Consider the following 13,707-nt stretch of genomic DNA (forward strand, 5'->3'; position numbering starts at 1 on the left):
GAGGCTCACCGCATTTGCGAAAGACCTTGTTTCAAATTGTCAGTACGCACCTGAAACGCTCTCCACAGGACGAGCCGGTATACCAATTTCTTGACCGCAAGCGTGCCGAGGGTAAGCCTTATCTTGTTTACATGACCGCCGCTGCGAACAAATTCCTGCGCATTTACCACGCCAAAGTCAGAGACCATTTGAACGCTTTGGAGCAAATGCACTCGAATACATAGTCAGTCTCTGGATTTCACTTATTCAGGTGGGCGCATATTGTGGCCGCCTTTTTGTTATACTCTTTTTTCTACACTGAATTTTCTTGAATTTGGGGCTTGACTTTTGTTAGCAGGACTCCCCTCATTAGTGACACACCATACCATCAGATTGAGAGAATAGCTACATATCTTTTATGCCCTCAAAAAGAGCGTCAAATAGAAGGTTACTTGCCAACGACGGCGTGTTGAGGTAAACTGGAAACAGCAAGAAATCACACTATTAACCCATGCTGTTGTATGCCCGGCAGGGGTGGGGATCTATCGCCCTTCGAGCCACCAGCATCGGCGCATGGTTTTCCATGCAGGCCTTTGCAGAAGAGAAGTTTGAAAAGGCTCTGTTTGTTTCCCCGGTATTGGGCATGGAGAAGCTCATTCGCAACATAGCACGGATAACCTGACCGACCGGGCTACGGTTGATGAGTTTGTCCGTCGCTTCGGCTGCGGGCTGACCGTCATGGAGGATGGCGAGCATTGGTTTCACACTCCGGAGCAGCTGGCGGTTTTGCGAGACTGGGAGGAGGAGCATGCATGACAGAACAGAAATGGGTAGATGCTCTAAAGGTGCTGACTTCGATCATCGCGCGCTGTGAGCGGACACTGCCCAAGTTTGTCCCCGGCACCTCGCAACACACGTTGCTCAAAAACCGCATTCAGGCCCTGAAAATTGGATCAGTTTTGCTTGGTGGTGGCGATGTGGCAAAGGATTTCGACCAAACCCTCACCGCAGCATTGGAGCCTTTGGCCTCCATCATTCGCAAATGCGAAAAAGCCCGGTCAAAGTACGAGCCGGGCAGCGGGCAATATAACCGCTATGGCGACACAATTCGAGCAATAGAGCTATCACAAGAGCTTATTAAAAACGAGCTGCACAGGAGGTCTATATGATTCGGAAAATCATGCGAGAAACCGTGTTCCTTACCCAAAAAGCTGAGCCTGCAACGCTGGCTGATTTATCAGTGGCGCAGGATTTGCTGGACACCTTGGTCGCTAACAAGGACGGCTGCGTGGGTATGGCGGCGAACATGATCGGTGTAAACAAACGAATCATTGCCTTTGACAACGAGGGCAGCTATATGGTCATGTTTAACCCAGAGATTGTCAAAAGGGTCGAGCCTTACGAGGCGGAGGAAGGCTGTCTTTCCCTGACCGGCACGCGAAAAACGAAGCGGTGGAAATCCATTAAGGTGCAGTACCAGAACGAGCGCTTCAAGACTCGTTTCAAGACGTTCACCGGCTGGACGGCGCAAATTATCCAGCATGAGATTGATCACTGCGAGGGAATTGTTATCTGAGAAGGGTGCTCCATGCGGCTGCACTATCCTGGGGCGTGACGCCCGGCGAAAAAATGTCAGAGCTTGCGCAAATCCCGGCGGACACGGGATTTGCCGGTGTGCAAAAGTTGTATAAAATCTGAGCAAAACGGAGCGAGGGAGTATGGAACATCAATTTATCAACCTGACGGCGGAAAACCTTGCCGTCGAACACCTGTGTTGCATCATCCGCAGCAAAAAGCCCCATCCGGGCGTGGAGGCCAAGCGGAAGTGGCTAACCCAGCGGCTTTCCGAAGGGCACGTTTTCCGCAAGCTTGACGCAAAGGGCTGTGTTTTTATCGAATACGCGCCGCTGGAAACGGCGTGGGTACCCGTTATCGGCGAGAATTATCTCTACATCTACTGCCTGTGGATTAACGGCGAATACAAGGGCAAAGGATACGGAAAAATGCTGATGGAATATTGCCTTGCCGATGCCAAAGTGAAGGGCCGGTCCGGTGTATGTATGTTGGGCGCGAAAAAGCAAAAGACTTGGCTTTCCGATCAAGCCTTTGTGAAAAAATTTGGATTTGAAACGGTGGACTCGACGCCCGGCGGCTATGAGCTGCTGGCGCTCTCCTTTGACGGGACAACGCCGAGATTTGCGGAAAACGCCAAGAAAGAGCAGATTTCATCCGACGAGTTGACGATTTATTACGATCTGCAATGCCCATATGTTCCACAGGTGATCGAAAAGGTCGGACAGTATTGCGAAGCCAGTGCGGTTCCCGTGTCGCTCATTCAAGTGGATACCTTGCAAAAGTCGAAAGCGCTGCCCTGCGTATTCAATAATTTTGCCGTGTTTTACAAAGGCAAATTCGAAACGGTGAACCTGCTGGACATTGCCTATCTAGCACGCATCCTTAAGAAATGAGTTCACACCCACCGAGCCACATCTTTTCATATACAGACTCAATCCTTAACCAAATCCCAAAAGCCGAAAGAAAGCTATGAAACACGCAGGGCTGCAAAGCGCCAAAGAGTAAGGACGGGAGTGCTACAAAGCAACAAAGAGTGTGGGAAAGCGCCCGCTGAAGGCAGAGGAGTTTGACGCAGAGCTGAACGAGATCTTCAAAAAAGCTGCTTGGATTATCGACGGAAATTACCTGCGGACGTTGGAACCTCGTTTGCAAGCGTGCGATACTGTGTTTTTTATGGACTACCCGCTGGAAGTATGCCTCTCTGGCGCGGCATCCCGTATTGGAAAACGACGGGAAGACCTACCATGGGTGGAGACGACATTTGATGAAGAATTCAAACAACGGATTCTGGATTTTCCCAAAGATCAATTGCCGCAGATTTATGATAACCTAAAGAAATATGAGAAAAGTAAAGATATTATCATCTTCAAGTCGAGAAAAGAAGCTGATGATTACCTAAGATGGAGAATTGCCGAAATGGATAACGATAAGGTATATGAAATGCGCTTTTCCAAGGTTTACCCGCTTCTTGTCAATAAGGCCTTAAAAAAGGGGCGAACCCAAAGTGAGGTGGATGAGATCATACGCTGGCTGACGGGGTATGATCAAGCGGCATTGGAAGCCATTCGGGAAAGTGATATGAACTACGCCGCCTTTTTCCAAAATGCCCCCGCGCTGAATCCTAATCGAAAGCTCATCATGGGTGTGGTCTGCGGAGTCAGAGTTGAGCAAATCGAGGAGCCGCTGATGCGGGAGATTCGCTCTCTGGACAAGCTGATTGACGAACTGGCCAAGGGAAAGGCGATGGAGAAAATTTTACGCGGATAGGCGGTTTGCGTACCTATTTGCGCACAAAAATTTGATTGTCAGGAGCCGTGAGTATGGAGAAACGAACCGAGCGATCCAAAAGAACATACGACCGGATGGCGGCGGGATACGACACCTCGCCTGAGGGCTATTACACCCAACCCCATAAAGCGGAGCTCATCAAGCAGGTGATCCTCCGTGACGGGGACAGCGTTCTGGATGTGGCCTGCGGCAACGGTACGCTCTTAGGTGCGCTTTCTAAGAAAGCAAGCGTTCACGGGTTCGGCGTGGATTTGTCCAAAAATATGATTGCCGCCGCCAGAGAGCGCTATCCTGCCTGTACCTTTGCGGTAAGCTCCTGCGTCCCCCTCCCCTTTGATAACGAAAGCATGGATGTCATAACGGTGTCCTGTGCATTCCATCATTTTGAAGACCCGCGTGCCTTTGCGGGCGAATGCATGCGGGTTTTAAAGAAAAGCGGAATGGTTTACATGGCTGAACCGTTTTTCACCCCTGTAATACGGTGGCTTGCCAACACTGTGGTTTTTCCGTTTTCCAAGTCCGGCGATGTCAAGGTGTACAGCGAGCGGGAGCTGCGTGGGATGTTTGAAGCGGCGGGGTTTCGTAGCGCAGAAACCTACATAAAAGGCACTGTACTGTTCTTCTCGGCAATAAAATAATGCCAGTTGCGCTGGAGGGCCGCTTATGAACGAACTGCTGAAATTCTCCAACGGGACAAAGTTTCGGGCATGGCTGGCGGATCGGTTGAATCACAACTTAAAGTCTATGTAAGCGGCGGCATACCCTGTCATCACACCGCACGGAAAGTCAAGAAAGCCGGTCACTGTACTGGTAGAATCATCACATACGGAAGGAGGTTGGAAAGATGGATTGGATTACGGGGATACAGCGCTCCCTGGATTACACGGAGGCGCATTTGACCGAGAAAATCGACTATGAGGCGGTGGCGAAGCAGGCCTTTTCGTCAGCCTTTCATTTTCAGCGGATGTTCAGTATGCTCTGCGGGTTTTCTCTCGGCGACTATATCCGCATGCGCCGCCTGACGCTGGCAGCCGAGGATTTGTTGCGTACTGATCATAAAATCATTGACATTGCGCTCAAGTACGGCTACGATACCCCCGAAAGCTTCTCCCGCGCGTTCCAGCGGTTTCACGGGATTTCCCCCACCGAGGCGCGCCGGGGAGGAACCATCAAATCCTTTTTCAGCCTGTCCGTAAAACTGATTTTATCGGGAGGCAGTACCATGGATTACAGAATCGAGAAAAAAGACGCGTTCCAAATCATCTGCAAGAAAAAGCAGGTTACCAAGCCCCAGGGAGACACCGCAGCAGCGGACATCCATGTATTCTGGGACGAGTGTACAAAGGATGGCACAATCGAGAACATTTGCAAGTATGGCCGCTTTGACAAGCTGAACGGCGTACTGGGCATCTGCTTCTCTAGCGACATGGCTGACTCCGCTTTCCCCTACGGCATCGGCGCAGAGTACAACGGTACACCGCTGCAGGGAGAAGCGCTGACGATTCTGGAAATTCCTGCATATACCTATGCGGTATTCCAGTGCAAGGGCCCGATGCCCGAGGCATTCAAGACCACCTATCAGCGCATCGTCACCGAGTTCTTTCCCCAGAGCAACTACGAATACGGCAATGGCGTGGAGCTGGAGGTCTACCCCTCCGACAAGGTGGATGACCCCAATTACACCTGCGAAATTTGGATTGCGGTGAAGGAGAAGAAGTAAAAAAGCATAAGCATATGGGCTGGGCAGTGATTCGCTGCCCAGCCCATATTACGTTTCCAATCGAATGCCCTGACTTCTATTCTATTTTCTCTTTGGTGTTTTGCTTTCCATCTCCTGAAAAACAAAGCAATCGGAAAAATGGTCGTTCACCATACCCGTAGCCAGCATGAACGCATACATGATCGTTGCGCCAACAAACTTGAACCCCCACCTTTTTCAAATCCCTACTAATTTGATCCGAGAGAGATGTGGTCGCCGGCACATCCTCAATGCGTTCCCAGGGTCCTATGATCGACGTGTTATCCACATAACGCCATAGGAACGTATCAAACTCCCGTGTTTTTTCGCAACCTCCAGAAAGGCTCTGGCACTGTATGTTTACGTCGATGGGATCTGTCTTCGTCGAAGCTGGGGCGGTAAATATGAGAATGTCAGCATTCCGGTTTCAATCGCCTATCAGCGGATACACAGGGACGCCCCAAGGCGAAATGAAGTGACAGGCCCGCTTTTCTATGGTACAATCTGGGTAATCCCTGTTTTACCAAAGCGGAACAAAATCCCGGCAGTCAAAAACACACTTGGTCGGAGGAAGCGCATGTTTGCAGTCAACACCTATGAACAGATCGAAAAAATAGAGCGCGGGCTCGGGGAACAGCACATCGTGATCCTGCTGTTTGTTCGGCCGAGCTTACAGGGTGCCAAAGAGATCATCGATGAATTCGATTATATCCATTACAACTCCGGGAAGCTCTGCTCGATTTACGCAGTGGGTTACACCAATGATTCGCAGTTGGCCAGGACAAGCGGGTATCGCAAGCTGGACCGAAAGTACGGCGCCGACTGGTATTTCAGCGATAAGGCTTTTGTCGACTTTAAAAACAATCTGGAAAGCCGGCTGAACTGGAAATACTCCGGCGAAATCGAATTGATCGTTCTTCAGAGCAACCCCAACGGGAGCAAAATTCTGAACTTTCAGAACTATGTCGCCATTGACGTGAATTACGGAATCCGGAAAGAATACATCGATTCCTTCCCCAGACTGATGGAATCGCTGATCCGAAGCGCGCGTTCGGAGGTCACCGCGACCGAAGTGATGAAAAAAGTAGGGCATTCCCGCATCAGCGTGAAAAACGTGATTCTGAACACCATTCAAGAATGCAAAAAAGTACCGACTCCCGTAAGGAACATTGTGAAGGACCGGCTGTTCTACCTGACCTCGGGCCACCCGTTCGGCAACCGGCAATAAAATGCTCCCAGCGCACTGCGCATCTCACCCATATTGTCAAATTTCATCTTCCGGCACCTGAACCGGATGAGCAAAAGACCCTGAAAACGAAGCCTCGTTTTCAGGGTCTTTGATTTGACTGGAGGCCGATCCCCGGAGAAGCTGCAAGATCGATTGGCAGCGCACGGGGAACCCGCAGTCACGCGTAACCCGTTATTTGGATTCTGTCTTCTCTTTCAGAATCATCGGCAGGATTCCGTCGTTCCGGTAATACCGGATGTCCGCCTCGGAATCGAAACGGGCCACGGCTTCAAACGAAAGCTTTGTGCCATCCGGCTTTTCGGCGGTCACCTGCACGCGCTCCCGCACCCCGGGAGCTGCGGGCATGTGGATGCTAAACTCCTCCTCGCCGGTCAAGCCAAGCGACGCGGCGGTCTGATTCGGCAGATACTCCAGCGGCAGCACGCCCATCATCACCAGATTGGAACGGTGGATGCGCTCGTACGACTCCGCAATCACGGCTCTGACGCCCAGCAGCTTCACGCCTTTTGCCGCCCAGTCTCTGGAGGAGCCCATGCCGTAATCCTTCCCGGCCAAAATCACGAGCCCGATTCCATCCTGCCGGTACAGGCAGCCGGCGTCGTAAATGCTCATGATCTCGCCGGTAGGCAGGTAACGGGTAAAGCCGCCTTCCCTGCCGCCGGCCAGCTCGTTGTGCAGGCGCGTGTTGGCAAGGGTGCCCCGAACCATCACATGATGGTTCCCCCGGCGGGTTCCATAGGAATTAAAATCCTTCTGCGCTACGTCGTGCTTTTGCAGGTAAGCTCCGGCGGGAGAATTCAGCGCAATGTTCCCCGCGGGCGAAATGTGGTCGGTGGTGACGGAATCGCCCAATTTGGCAAGCACCCTCAATTTGCTCAGTTCAACGGCGGCCGTCCTGCCGGCAATCAGGTTGTCGAAATACGGCGGGTTCGCAATGTAGGTGGATTTTTCGTCCCAATTGTAGGTGTGTGTGCCAGCAACCGCAATCTCGTTCCAGCGCTGATTGCCGCTGGCAACCTCGCTGTACGCCGCACGGTAGCTTTCAGAGGTGACATAGTTTCTAACCTGCTCGTCGATCTCTTCCGTCGTGGGCCAGATATCCTTCAGGTAGATTTTCTCACCGTCGGCGTTGACTCCAACCGGTTCCACCGCCAGGTTTTTGCGCAGATTTCCCGCCAGCGCGTAGGCGACCACCAGCAGAGGAGAACCGAGGTAGTTGGCCTTGATCAGGGGGTGAATGCGGCTTTCAAAGTTGCGGTTGCCGCTGAGCACCGCTCCTGTCACCAGATTAGATTTTTTCAGGGCCGCCTCGATTTCGGGCTTTAACGGGCCGGAGTTGCCGATGCAGGTGGTGCAGCCGTAAGCCACGATATGGAACCCGACTTTCTCCAGGTACGGCACCAGTCCGGCGCTTTCCAGGTAGCGGGTAACCGCCTGCGAGCCGGGCGCAAAGGAGGTTTTCACCTTGGCGGAAACGGTCAGCCCCCGTTCCACCGCCTTTTTGGCCACGAGCGCGGCGCCGAACAGAACCGCCGGGTTCGAGGTATTGGTGCAGCTGGTGATCGCGGCGATCAAGAGATCGCCTGTTTTTAAAACTTCCTGCTTTCCGTCCAGCTCAAACGCGTATTCTCTGTCCAGCTCGTCCTTCGAGAGCCCGAAGCCCTGATTCCCCATGGGGCTGACGATCGCGCGTTCAAACGCCGTCGGGAGCTGATCCATCGGCACAAGATCCTGCGGGCGCTTCGGGCCGGAGAGATTGGTTGAAAGCTGAGAAAGATCCACCTCTATCACCTTGGTGTATTCCACAGCGTCGTCCGGGTCGTAGAACAGGCGGTTCGCCTTCAAATAGGCGGCGATCTTTTCAATGTCCTCCGGATTGCGCCCCGTCAGCTCCAGATAATGCAGGGTTTCCTCATCGGGCGGACAATAACCGCAGGTGGAGCCATACTCGGGCGCCATATTGGCGATGGTGGCGCGGTCGGCAAGCGAGAGGCTTTCGTATCCGTCCCCGAAATACTCGACAAATTTTCCCACCACATGATTTTCTCGAAGCACCTGCGTGATTTTCAGCGCCAGATCGGTCGCCACAACACCGGCGGGCAGCCGGTTGATCAAACGAACGCCGATGACCTCCGACATGGGGAATACGGAAGGCTCGCCGAGCATGCAGGCCTCGGCTTCAATTCCGCCCACTCCCCAGCCGAGCACGCCCAGACCGTTGATCATCGTGGTGTGGGAATCGGTTCCAAAAACGGAATCCGGCTGAAGAAACGGTACGCTGCCCGTTTTTTTCTCTGTCACCACGGGAGAAAGGTATTCAATGTTAATCTGATGAATGATACCGGTATCCGGCGGAATCACCCGCAGATTTGAAAATTCCTTCTGCGACCATTTGAGCATTTGGTAGCGCTCCATATTCCGCTCAAATTCCAAGCTGGTATTGCGGGCCATCGCCCCGGAGGAGCCGGCCATATCAATCTGAACAGAGTGGTCGATAACAAGATCCACCGGGATTTCAGGATTGATTTCACTTTCTTTCAGCCCCAGCTTAACGGCGGCGTCTCGCATCGAGGCCAGGTCAACGACGCAGGGCACGCCCGTGTAATCCTGAAGCAAAATTCTGGACGGATAGAACCCGATTTCGGAGCCGATGTTCTCTTTCCAGTTCAAAACCTTTGAGGCATTGGCCCGCAGCTCTTCTTCCGACTTTGAATTTCTTACCGCATTCTCAAGTACGACACGAACAGAATACGGCATCTTTTTCAGGTCGGCGCCAAACCGCTCCGCCGCCTTTTCCAAATCGCAGTATTCATATTCCTGTTCCTTTACCCAAAGCTTTGAGATAAAAAAATGATGCAATCTACTTTCCCTCTTTCCCGAAACTATTGCTGCCTGATTTATAAATACCAGGAAACACCATTGTGATATAAAACGTTCTGTGCATGCGCTTCGCCCAGCGCCTCCTGAATCAGCCGGATGTCCTGAACGGAGAAACGGTACCTTGCTCGTGTGGAAGGAAGATCCGACCCGAAGAGCAGCCCGCCGGGATTCTCCCGATAAAGCTCCGCCAAAAGCCGCTGCACTTCTTCGCGGCTGTAATCGACCCGGCCAAACCCGGTTGCGCGGATGGGCACGCCTTCGCTGACAAAGCGCTTGAGTCGTTCCGCTTCGCACTTGCGCATCCCCAGATGGTCGATGGAAACCTTAGGCAGCCGGAACACAAGAGCCAGAAACGCTTCGTCCATCTGAGAAGCATCCAGATACAGCTCTGTTTTCCAGCCGCACAAACCATAAACGCGGTTCGAGAGCTTCTCGATCTCCTGTAACGAAAAATGGAAGCCGCGGAACAGGTTGAACCGGATGTTTTTGATCCCGATCTGATCCAGTCTGAGGATTTCCGCATCGTCTGCGGCAGGGTCGAGCTGGGTAACGCCCACAAAGCGTTTGCCGAGCTTTGCGAGCGCGCCCTCAAAATAAGACTGGTCGAATCCCTGAAAAGAACCGGACACCACCGCACCGCCAGCCAGCTCCAGACCCATCGACTCCAGCTCCCTGCGGTATTCCTCCACCGTGTAGTAATCCGGCACAAAGCCCTGATTCTCCACAAGCGGATACTGCGGGTCGATAATGTGAAAATGGCTGTCAAAAATTTTCTGCAAGAGTATCACCTCATCTGTAAATAAGCATCAAAACGGCAGTCGCAACCATTGCAAACAGCAGGCAAAGGGGCGTCGCCTTATACAGCAGATCGTTGTAGAACCTTTGCTGTTCCTTCTCTTCCAGTCCGCTGGAGCCCAGAATCAGGCTGCCGCCGGTGGAGAACGGCGCGAGCGCGGTGGACTGAGCGCCGATAATGATCGCCACTACAATCAGGGACGGGTTCAGGCCGGTTGCCGCGACAATTCCGGGGATCATGGGGAACATCAGCGGGGCAACCACGCCCAGCGTACTGCTGAAGATGGACATGATACCGGCGACCACGCAGACCGATACCGGCACCAGCGGAGCGGGAATCTTGTTGATCAGGCTGGCCAGCAGGTCGATGGTTCCGGCCTCCACGGCGACGTCGATCAGCATGCCGACGCCGCATACCAGCCAGATGGTATTCCACGGCACCTTCTCCAAAACCTCTTTGGGTTTGTCCGCAAGATGCAGAAAATACGCGACGATCGCAAACACCACGGACAAAAAGCTGATATCGATTCGTTTGCTGACATAAACCAGCCATTCCACATCCTTAAACAGGTTGGCCAGCGCGGGAATGAACAGCACCATGATCATCAGCAGCAGAATCAGCACCAGATTCGTCTTCTGCTTTGGGGTAAACGGCTCGGGCTTTTCAATCTTCAGCTCCTGCGCGTTTCCTTTTTTTCTGGAGAAGAACAGGAGCATGGCCATGACGATGATCGGATACACAAACGAAACGACGAAAATATCCTTTGTCATTACGGCGGCCTGATCCACCAGGCTTGTTTTGCTCAGGATGGATTGAAACAGCACACCATGAGCGCTCGCCATAAAATTTGCGCCGGACAGGGCGCCCAGAGAAACCGCGATAGAGGCGTGCAGCCTGTTCATGCCGGAGGTTTTGCACAGCGCCATCGCAATTGCGCCCATGATGGCGACCGAGGTAAAGAACGCCGCGCCCAGACCGGAAACCAGCGCCGTGATGAAATAGAGGATCATCGGCAGAAAAAAGCTGAACTTTCTGGCTTTATAGAGCAGAAGGTTTGCCAGCTTATTCAGCGTACCGTTTACAACGGCAAAATTGAAGAAGAGAGAAATTGCGAAAATAACCAGGAACAATTTTGTGGGCCAGGTTCCCAAAAGATCGTTGACCGACATGCCCAGAACAAAGCAGCCGATCAGATACGCAAACGCCAAAGCAATCAGGCCCGTGTTAATGTCGAATTTTTCGCCCAAATAAATGGACAAGATAATCGCTAAAATAATCAACAGAGAATTTAGCATAAAAATTATCCCCTCAGATATGTATTTTTTGCTATAGCGTGTGTATTGTAGCATGGCGCAAAATCAGATACAATAGCAAATCCCGTCAATTTCTGTTCCTAAAGTGCACATGGTGTTTTTAAACTGTATATTTTGCAAAATAATATCTTAAAAGAATAAAAAAAGAAGTTTTTCACGGTTTTTATTGACAAATATATACCTCAAAGCAGCTGATGAGAAAACGAATTTGTTAAAAATAACAAGAATTGAATTTTGCAAAGATAACCAAAAAAGCCCCTGTTTCTTTGTGGAATAAACACCACAAAAAAGCAGGGGCTCCCTTTGTGCGGTTCAATCGGAAGATGCGCCGTGCAGCCGGCGATTGTCTTCAAAACGGCCGATCGTTTCCCGCTCCGAATTGGCGATATGCTGCTCTACCTCTTTGGCCAATTCCACGCGATCTGCGGCACGCATATGCTCTAGGATTTTCGTGTGCTCCAAAATCGCGCGCAGGCGCCGCTCCTTGGTATAAAAGGAATAGGTGCGAAAATTCTTCAGGTATTCCGAAAGCTGCTCCAGTAAAAGCGTTAACCGGGGCATGCTGGCCACTTTCATCACATAGGCGTTATACTCGCTGAACCGTGAGAACACCTCTTCAATATTGTCCTTTTCCTCCGCCCGCTTCATCTGATCACATAAGGACTCCAGATGAAGCAAATCCTCATCCGTCATATTCTCAAAAAACACATCAAACAGAACGACTTCCAGCGCTTTGCGAATGCGGTAGATTTCTTTGATGCTGCGCAGCGAAATATTATTGACAATTACGCCGTAATTGGGCACGGATTCCACCAGCCCCTCTTTGTTTAAGCGATCGATCGCCCCGCGCACCGGCGTTCTTGAAATATTCAGCTGATCGGCCAAAGATTTTTCATTGATTCTTTCTCCCAGTGGGAAGGTGCCGTCAATAATCGCATCCCGCAAGGCCTGATAAATAATATCTGAAAAGGGACGCCGCTGTGAAAAATCAACGGAGGCAATGATTCTCTGTTCATAGTCATATTTCATCTGTCCTTGTCCCCCTTTCATGAAATTGATTTTTTATCATTCCACAGAAAAATTATAAAAGAAATTTACAAAAATTGCAATGCCCCTGTTTTTAAAACAACTCTCTTCCAATTCGCCCGGCCGCCTTACCATACCGCTGCGTTCGGGTACGGCCACACCAGGATCACCACCAAGCTTGTTTTTTGCTGATTTTGAGCTGCGCTTGGCCAAAACAACAAGAGGGGCCGAAAAGAGCGCACTCTTTTCGGCCCCTCTTACCCGGGTTCCACCACCCGTTCCTAAAAGCTCAACCTGCCGGGCGGGGCGGCAACCGCGTAATCGGAGTGAAATACCGCTGTTTTGCGGGCTGTGTCAGCAATCGACTCCGCCGTCAACCCGCAGAAGCTGCCCTGTGACAAAGGAGGAATCCTCCGTCGCAAAAAACAGCGCCACGGTTCCGATTTCTCTGCCCTGGCCAACCCGTTTCAGGGGGGACATTTCCTTCATCCCTCCCACGGCGGCTTCGCCGCCCACGCTGTCGAGCATCGCCGTGCTGATCGCGCCGGGGAGAATGGCGTTCACCCGGATTTCCGGGCCCAACTCGCGGGCCAGCGCTTTGGTCAGCCCGTTCATCGCGTGCTTGGTGGTGCAATAAGCCGCAGCGCCCCATCTTGCCGAGGTTCCCGCGATGGATCCCGTATTGATGATATAGCCCTTCCCCTTCGCTTTCATGATGGGCGCGACCCTTTTCGACAAAAGCAAAGCGGCCGTCAGGTTGACCTGGATGGCCTTATCCCATTCCTCCACAGAAATATCAACAGCACTCTTCGTGCTGAGCAGCCCGGCGTTATTGAACAGGATATCCACCGTTCCAAACCTTTCCAGCGTTTCATCCACGATTTTATCCAGCGACTGCCTGTCGGAGAGATCGGCGATGACATAGGCAGCTTCTCCCCCTCTTTTTTGGATTGTCTCCACAACCTCCTTCGCCCTTGCTTCATCTCTTCCGGTGAGTACGACCTTCGCGCCCTCTTCCGCAAATACATAAGCAGTATCCCTGCCCATCCCTGAAGTCGCGCCGGTAATGATTGCTACTTTTCCGTCTAATCTGCCCATTTCCTTCTCTCCTTTATGTTGGTATCGTTTGGTTGTCTGCGATGGATAATTTTATAACAAACCAATTCGCTATAATAGTATAATGTTTCCGAAAAGATTTCAATATCGGGAGCGTTTTCAGTTGATAGAAGTTTGGCATAGCTTTATTGTATTTATTGCCTAATTTTATTGAACCCATTCTTTTTCACTTTATTTATTTCTGGAAATTAAATAAGATTTAAATTCGTTTTTTCGTCAATGAGGTTCCCAAAAATCGCGCTCTGCA

14 protein-coding genes and 3 pseudogenes are annotated in these 13,707 nt (G+C 51.5%); 9 read left to right on the plus strand and 8 right to left on the minus strand.

The features are described from left to right. The 8 genes and pseudogenes from G340_RS18365 to G340_RS0103625 form a co-directional block, all read left to right on the plus strand. Positions 1 to 224 (plus strand): annotated as a pseudogene (locus G340_RS18365) (IS110 family transposase); the annotation flags it as partial. Positions 225 to 490: 266 nt separating this feature from the next. Further along, positions 491 to 661: a hypothetical protein gene (locus G340_RS17765; protein WP_154653084.1), complete on the plus strand. Its 171-nt coding sequence runs from the start codon at positions 491 to 493 to the stop codon at positions 659 to 661. A 130-nt stretch (positions 662 to 791) separates the two neighbouring features. After that, positions 792 to 1,148, plus strand: coding sequence for a hypothetical protein (locus tag G340_RS0103585; RefSeq protein ID WP_020072290.1), 357 nt, complete (start codon positions 792 to 794; stop codon positions 1,146 to 1,148). Then, positions 1,145 to 1,555 (plus strand): peptide deformylase, encoded by a 411-nt coding sequence (locus tag G340_RS0103590; protein ID WP_020072291.1) that lies wholly within the window; start codon positions 1,145 to 1,147, stop codon positions 1,553 to 1,555. Before G340_RS0103585 ends, G340_RS0103590 begins: the two co-directional genes overlap by 4 nt. A 142-nt stretch (positions 1,556 to 1,697) precedes the next feature. Next, complete coding sequence (locus G340_RS0103600) at positions 1,698 to 2,447, plus strand: GNAT family N-acetyltransferase (RefSeq protein ID WP_020072292.1); 750 nt, start codon at positions 1,698 to 1,700, stop codon at positions 2,445 to 2,447. 523 nt (positions 2,448 to 2,970) lie between these two features. Then, on the plus strand, positions 2,971 to 3,321 hold the full coding sequence (locus G340_RS0103610; protein WP_027103887.1) for a DUF2200 domain-containing protein: 351 nt from the start codon (positions 2,971 to 2,973) through the stop codon (positions 3,319 to 3,321). A gap of 53 nt (positions 3,322 to 3,374) precedes the next feature. After that, positions 3,375 to 3,980 carry a class I SAM-dependent methyltransferase gene (locus tag G340_RS0103615; RefSeq protein ID WP_020072294.1) on the plus strand — a complete coding sequence of 202 codons (606 nt, stop codon included), beginning with the start codon at positions 3,375 to 3,377 and terminating at the stop codon, positions 3,978 to 3,980. Positions 3,981 to 4,186: 206 nt separating this feature from the next. After that, positions 4,187 to 5,062 (plus strand): AraC family transcriptional regulator, encoded by an 876-nt coding sequence (locus tag G340_RS0103625; RefSeq protein WP_020072295.1) that lies wholly within the window; start codon positions 4,187 to 4,189, stop codon positions 5,060 to 5,062. 81 nt (positions 5,063 to 5,143) lie between these two features. On the opposite strand, the pseudogene G340_RS18370 reads toward G340_RS0103625, so the two are convergent. Beyond that, positions 5,144 to 5,248 (minus strand): annotated as a pseudogene (locus G340_RS18370) (DNA-3-methyladenine glycosylase I); the annotation flags it as partial. Positions 5,249 to 5,270: 22 nt separating this feature from the next. Then, positions 5,271 to 5,492: pseudogene (locus G340_RS18565) on the minus strand (DNA-3-methyladenine glycosylase I); the annotation flags it as partial. Between the two features lie 165 nt (positions 5,493 to 5,657). Here G340_RS18565 and G340_RS0103635 point away from each other — a divergent pair. Then, a complete protein-coding gene (locus G340_RS0103635) occupies positions 5,658 to 6,308 on the plus strand; it encodes a beta/alpha barrel domain-containing protein (protein WP_020072297.1) in 651 nt (216 codons plus the stop codon). Positions 6,309 to 6,500: 192 nt separating this feature from the next. On the opposite strand, the gene acnA is transcribed toward G340_RS0103635, so the two are convergent. The 6 genes from acnA to G340_RS0103660 all read right to left on the minus strand — a co-directional run bounded on the left by acnA (position 6,501) and on the right by G340_RS0103660 (position 13,442). Next, positions 6,501 to 9,188 (minus strand): aconitate hydratase AcnA, encoded by a 2,688-nt coding sequence (gene acnA, locus G340_RS0103640; RefSeq protein WP_020072298.1) that lies wholly within the window; start codon positions 9,186 to 9,188, stop codon positions 6,501 to 6,503. 38 nt (positions 9,189 to 9,226) lie between these two features. Continuing rightward, entirely contained in the window at positions 9,227 to 9,988 is a 762-nt protein-coding gene (locus G340_RS0103645) for an amidohydrolase family protein (RefSeq protein ID WP_020072299.1), read from the minus strand. Between the two features lie 10 nt (positions 9,989 to 9,998). Then, complete coding sequence (locus tag G340_RS0103650) at positions 9,999 to 11,300, minus strand: SLC13 family permease (protein ID WP_020072300.1); 1,302 nt, start codon at positions 11,298 to 11,300, stop codon at positions 9,999 to 10,001. Between the two features lie 330 nt (positions 11,301 to 11,630). Then, complete coding sequence (locus G340_RS0103655; RefSeq protein WP_020072301.1) at positions 11,631 to 12,347, minus strand: GntR family transcriptional regulator; 717 nt, start codon at positions 12,345 to 12,347, stop codon at positions 11,631 to 11,633. Positions 12,348 to 12,383: 36 nt separating this feature from the next. Next, complete coding sequence (locus G340_RS17770) at positions 12,384 to 12,557, minus strand: hypothetical protein (RefSeq protein WP_154653086.1); 174 nt, start codon at positions 12,555 to 12,557, stop codon at positions 12,384 to 12,386. A gap of 141 nt (positions 12,558 to 12,698) precedes the next feature. After that, the gene (locus tag G340_RS0103660) at positions 12,699 to 13,442 is read right to left on the minus strand and encodes an SDR family NAD(P)-dependent oxidoreductase (protein WP_020072302.1); all 744 of its coding nucleotides are present in this window, start codon (positions 13,440 to 13,442) and stop codon (positions 12,699 to 12,701) included. Between the last annotated feature and the right edge of the window lie 265 nt (positions 13,443 to 13,707).

Origin of the sequence: Faecalispora sporosphaeroides DSM 1294, assembly GCA_000383295.1 — a bacterium.
GTDB lineage: Bacteria > Bacillota > Clostridia > Oscillospirales > Acutalibacteraceae > Faecalispora > Faecalispora sporosphaeroides.

Coding starts and splice junctions, on each gene's coding strand:
- G340_RS17765 (WP_154653084.1), top strand. CDS start 491: ATGCTGTTGTATGCCCGGCAGGGGTGGGGATCTATCGCCCTTCGAGCC.
- G340_RS0103585 (WP_020072290.1), top strand. CDS start 792: ATGACAGAACAGAAATGGGTAGATGCTCTAAAGGTGCTGACTTCGATC.
- G340_RS0103590 (WP_020072291.1), top strand. CDS start 1,145: ATGATTCGGAAAATCATGCGAGAAACCGTGTTCCTTACCCAAAAAGCT.
- G340_RS0103600 (WP_020072292.1), top strand. CDS start 1,698: ATGGAACATCAATTTATCAACCTGACGGCGGAAAACCTTGCCGTCGAA.
- G340_RS0103610 (WP_027103887.1), top strand. CDS start 2,971: ATGGATAACGATAAGGTATATGAAATGCGCTTTTCCAAGGTTTACCCG.
- G340_RS0103615 (WP_020072294.1), top strand. CDS start 3,375: ATGGAGAAACGAACCGAGCGATCCAAAAGAACATACGACCGGATGGCG.
- G340_RS0103625 (WP_020072295.1), top strand. CDS start 4,187: ATGGATTGGATTACGGGGATACAGCGCTCCCTGGATTACACGGAGGCG.
- G340_RS0103635 (WP_020072297.1), top strand. CDS start 5,658: ATGTTTGCAGTCAACACCTATGAACAGATCGAAAAAATAGAGCGCGGG.
- G340_RS0103650 (WP_020072300.1), bottom strand. CDS start 11,300: ATGCTAAATTCTCTGTTGATTATTTTAGCGATTATCTTGTCCATTTAT.
- G340_RS0103655 (WP_020072301.1), bottom strand. CDS start 12,347: ATGAAATATGACTATGAACAGAGAATCATTGCCTCCGTTGATTTTTCA.
- G340_RS0103660 (WP_020072302.1), bottom strand. CDS start 13,442: ATGGGCAGATTAGACGGAAAAGTAGCAATCATTACCGGCGCGACTTCA.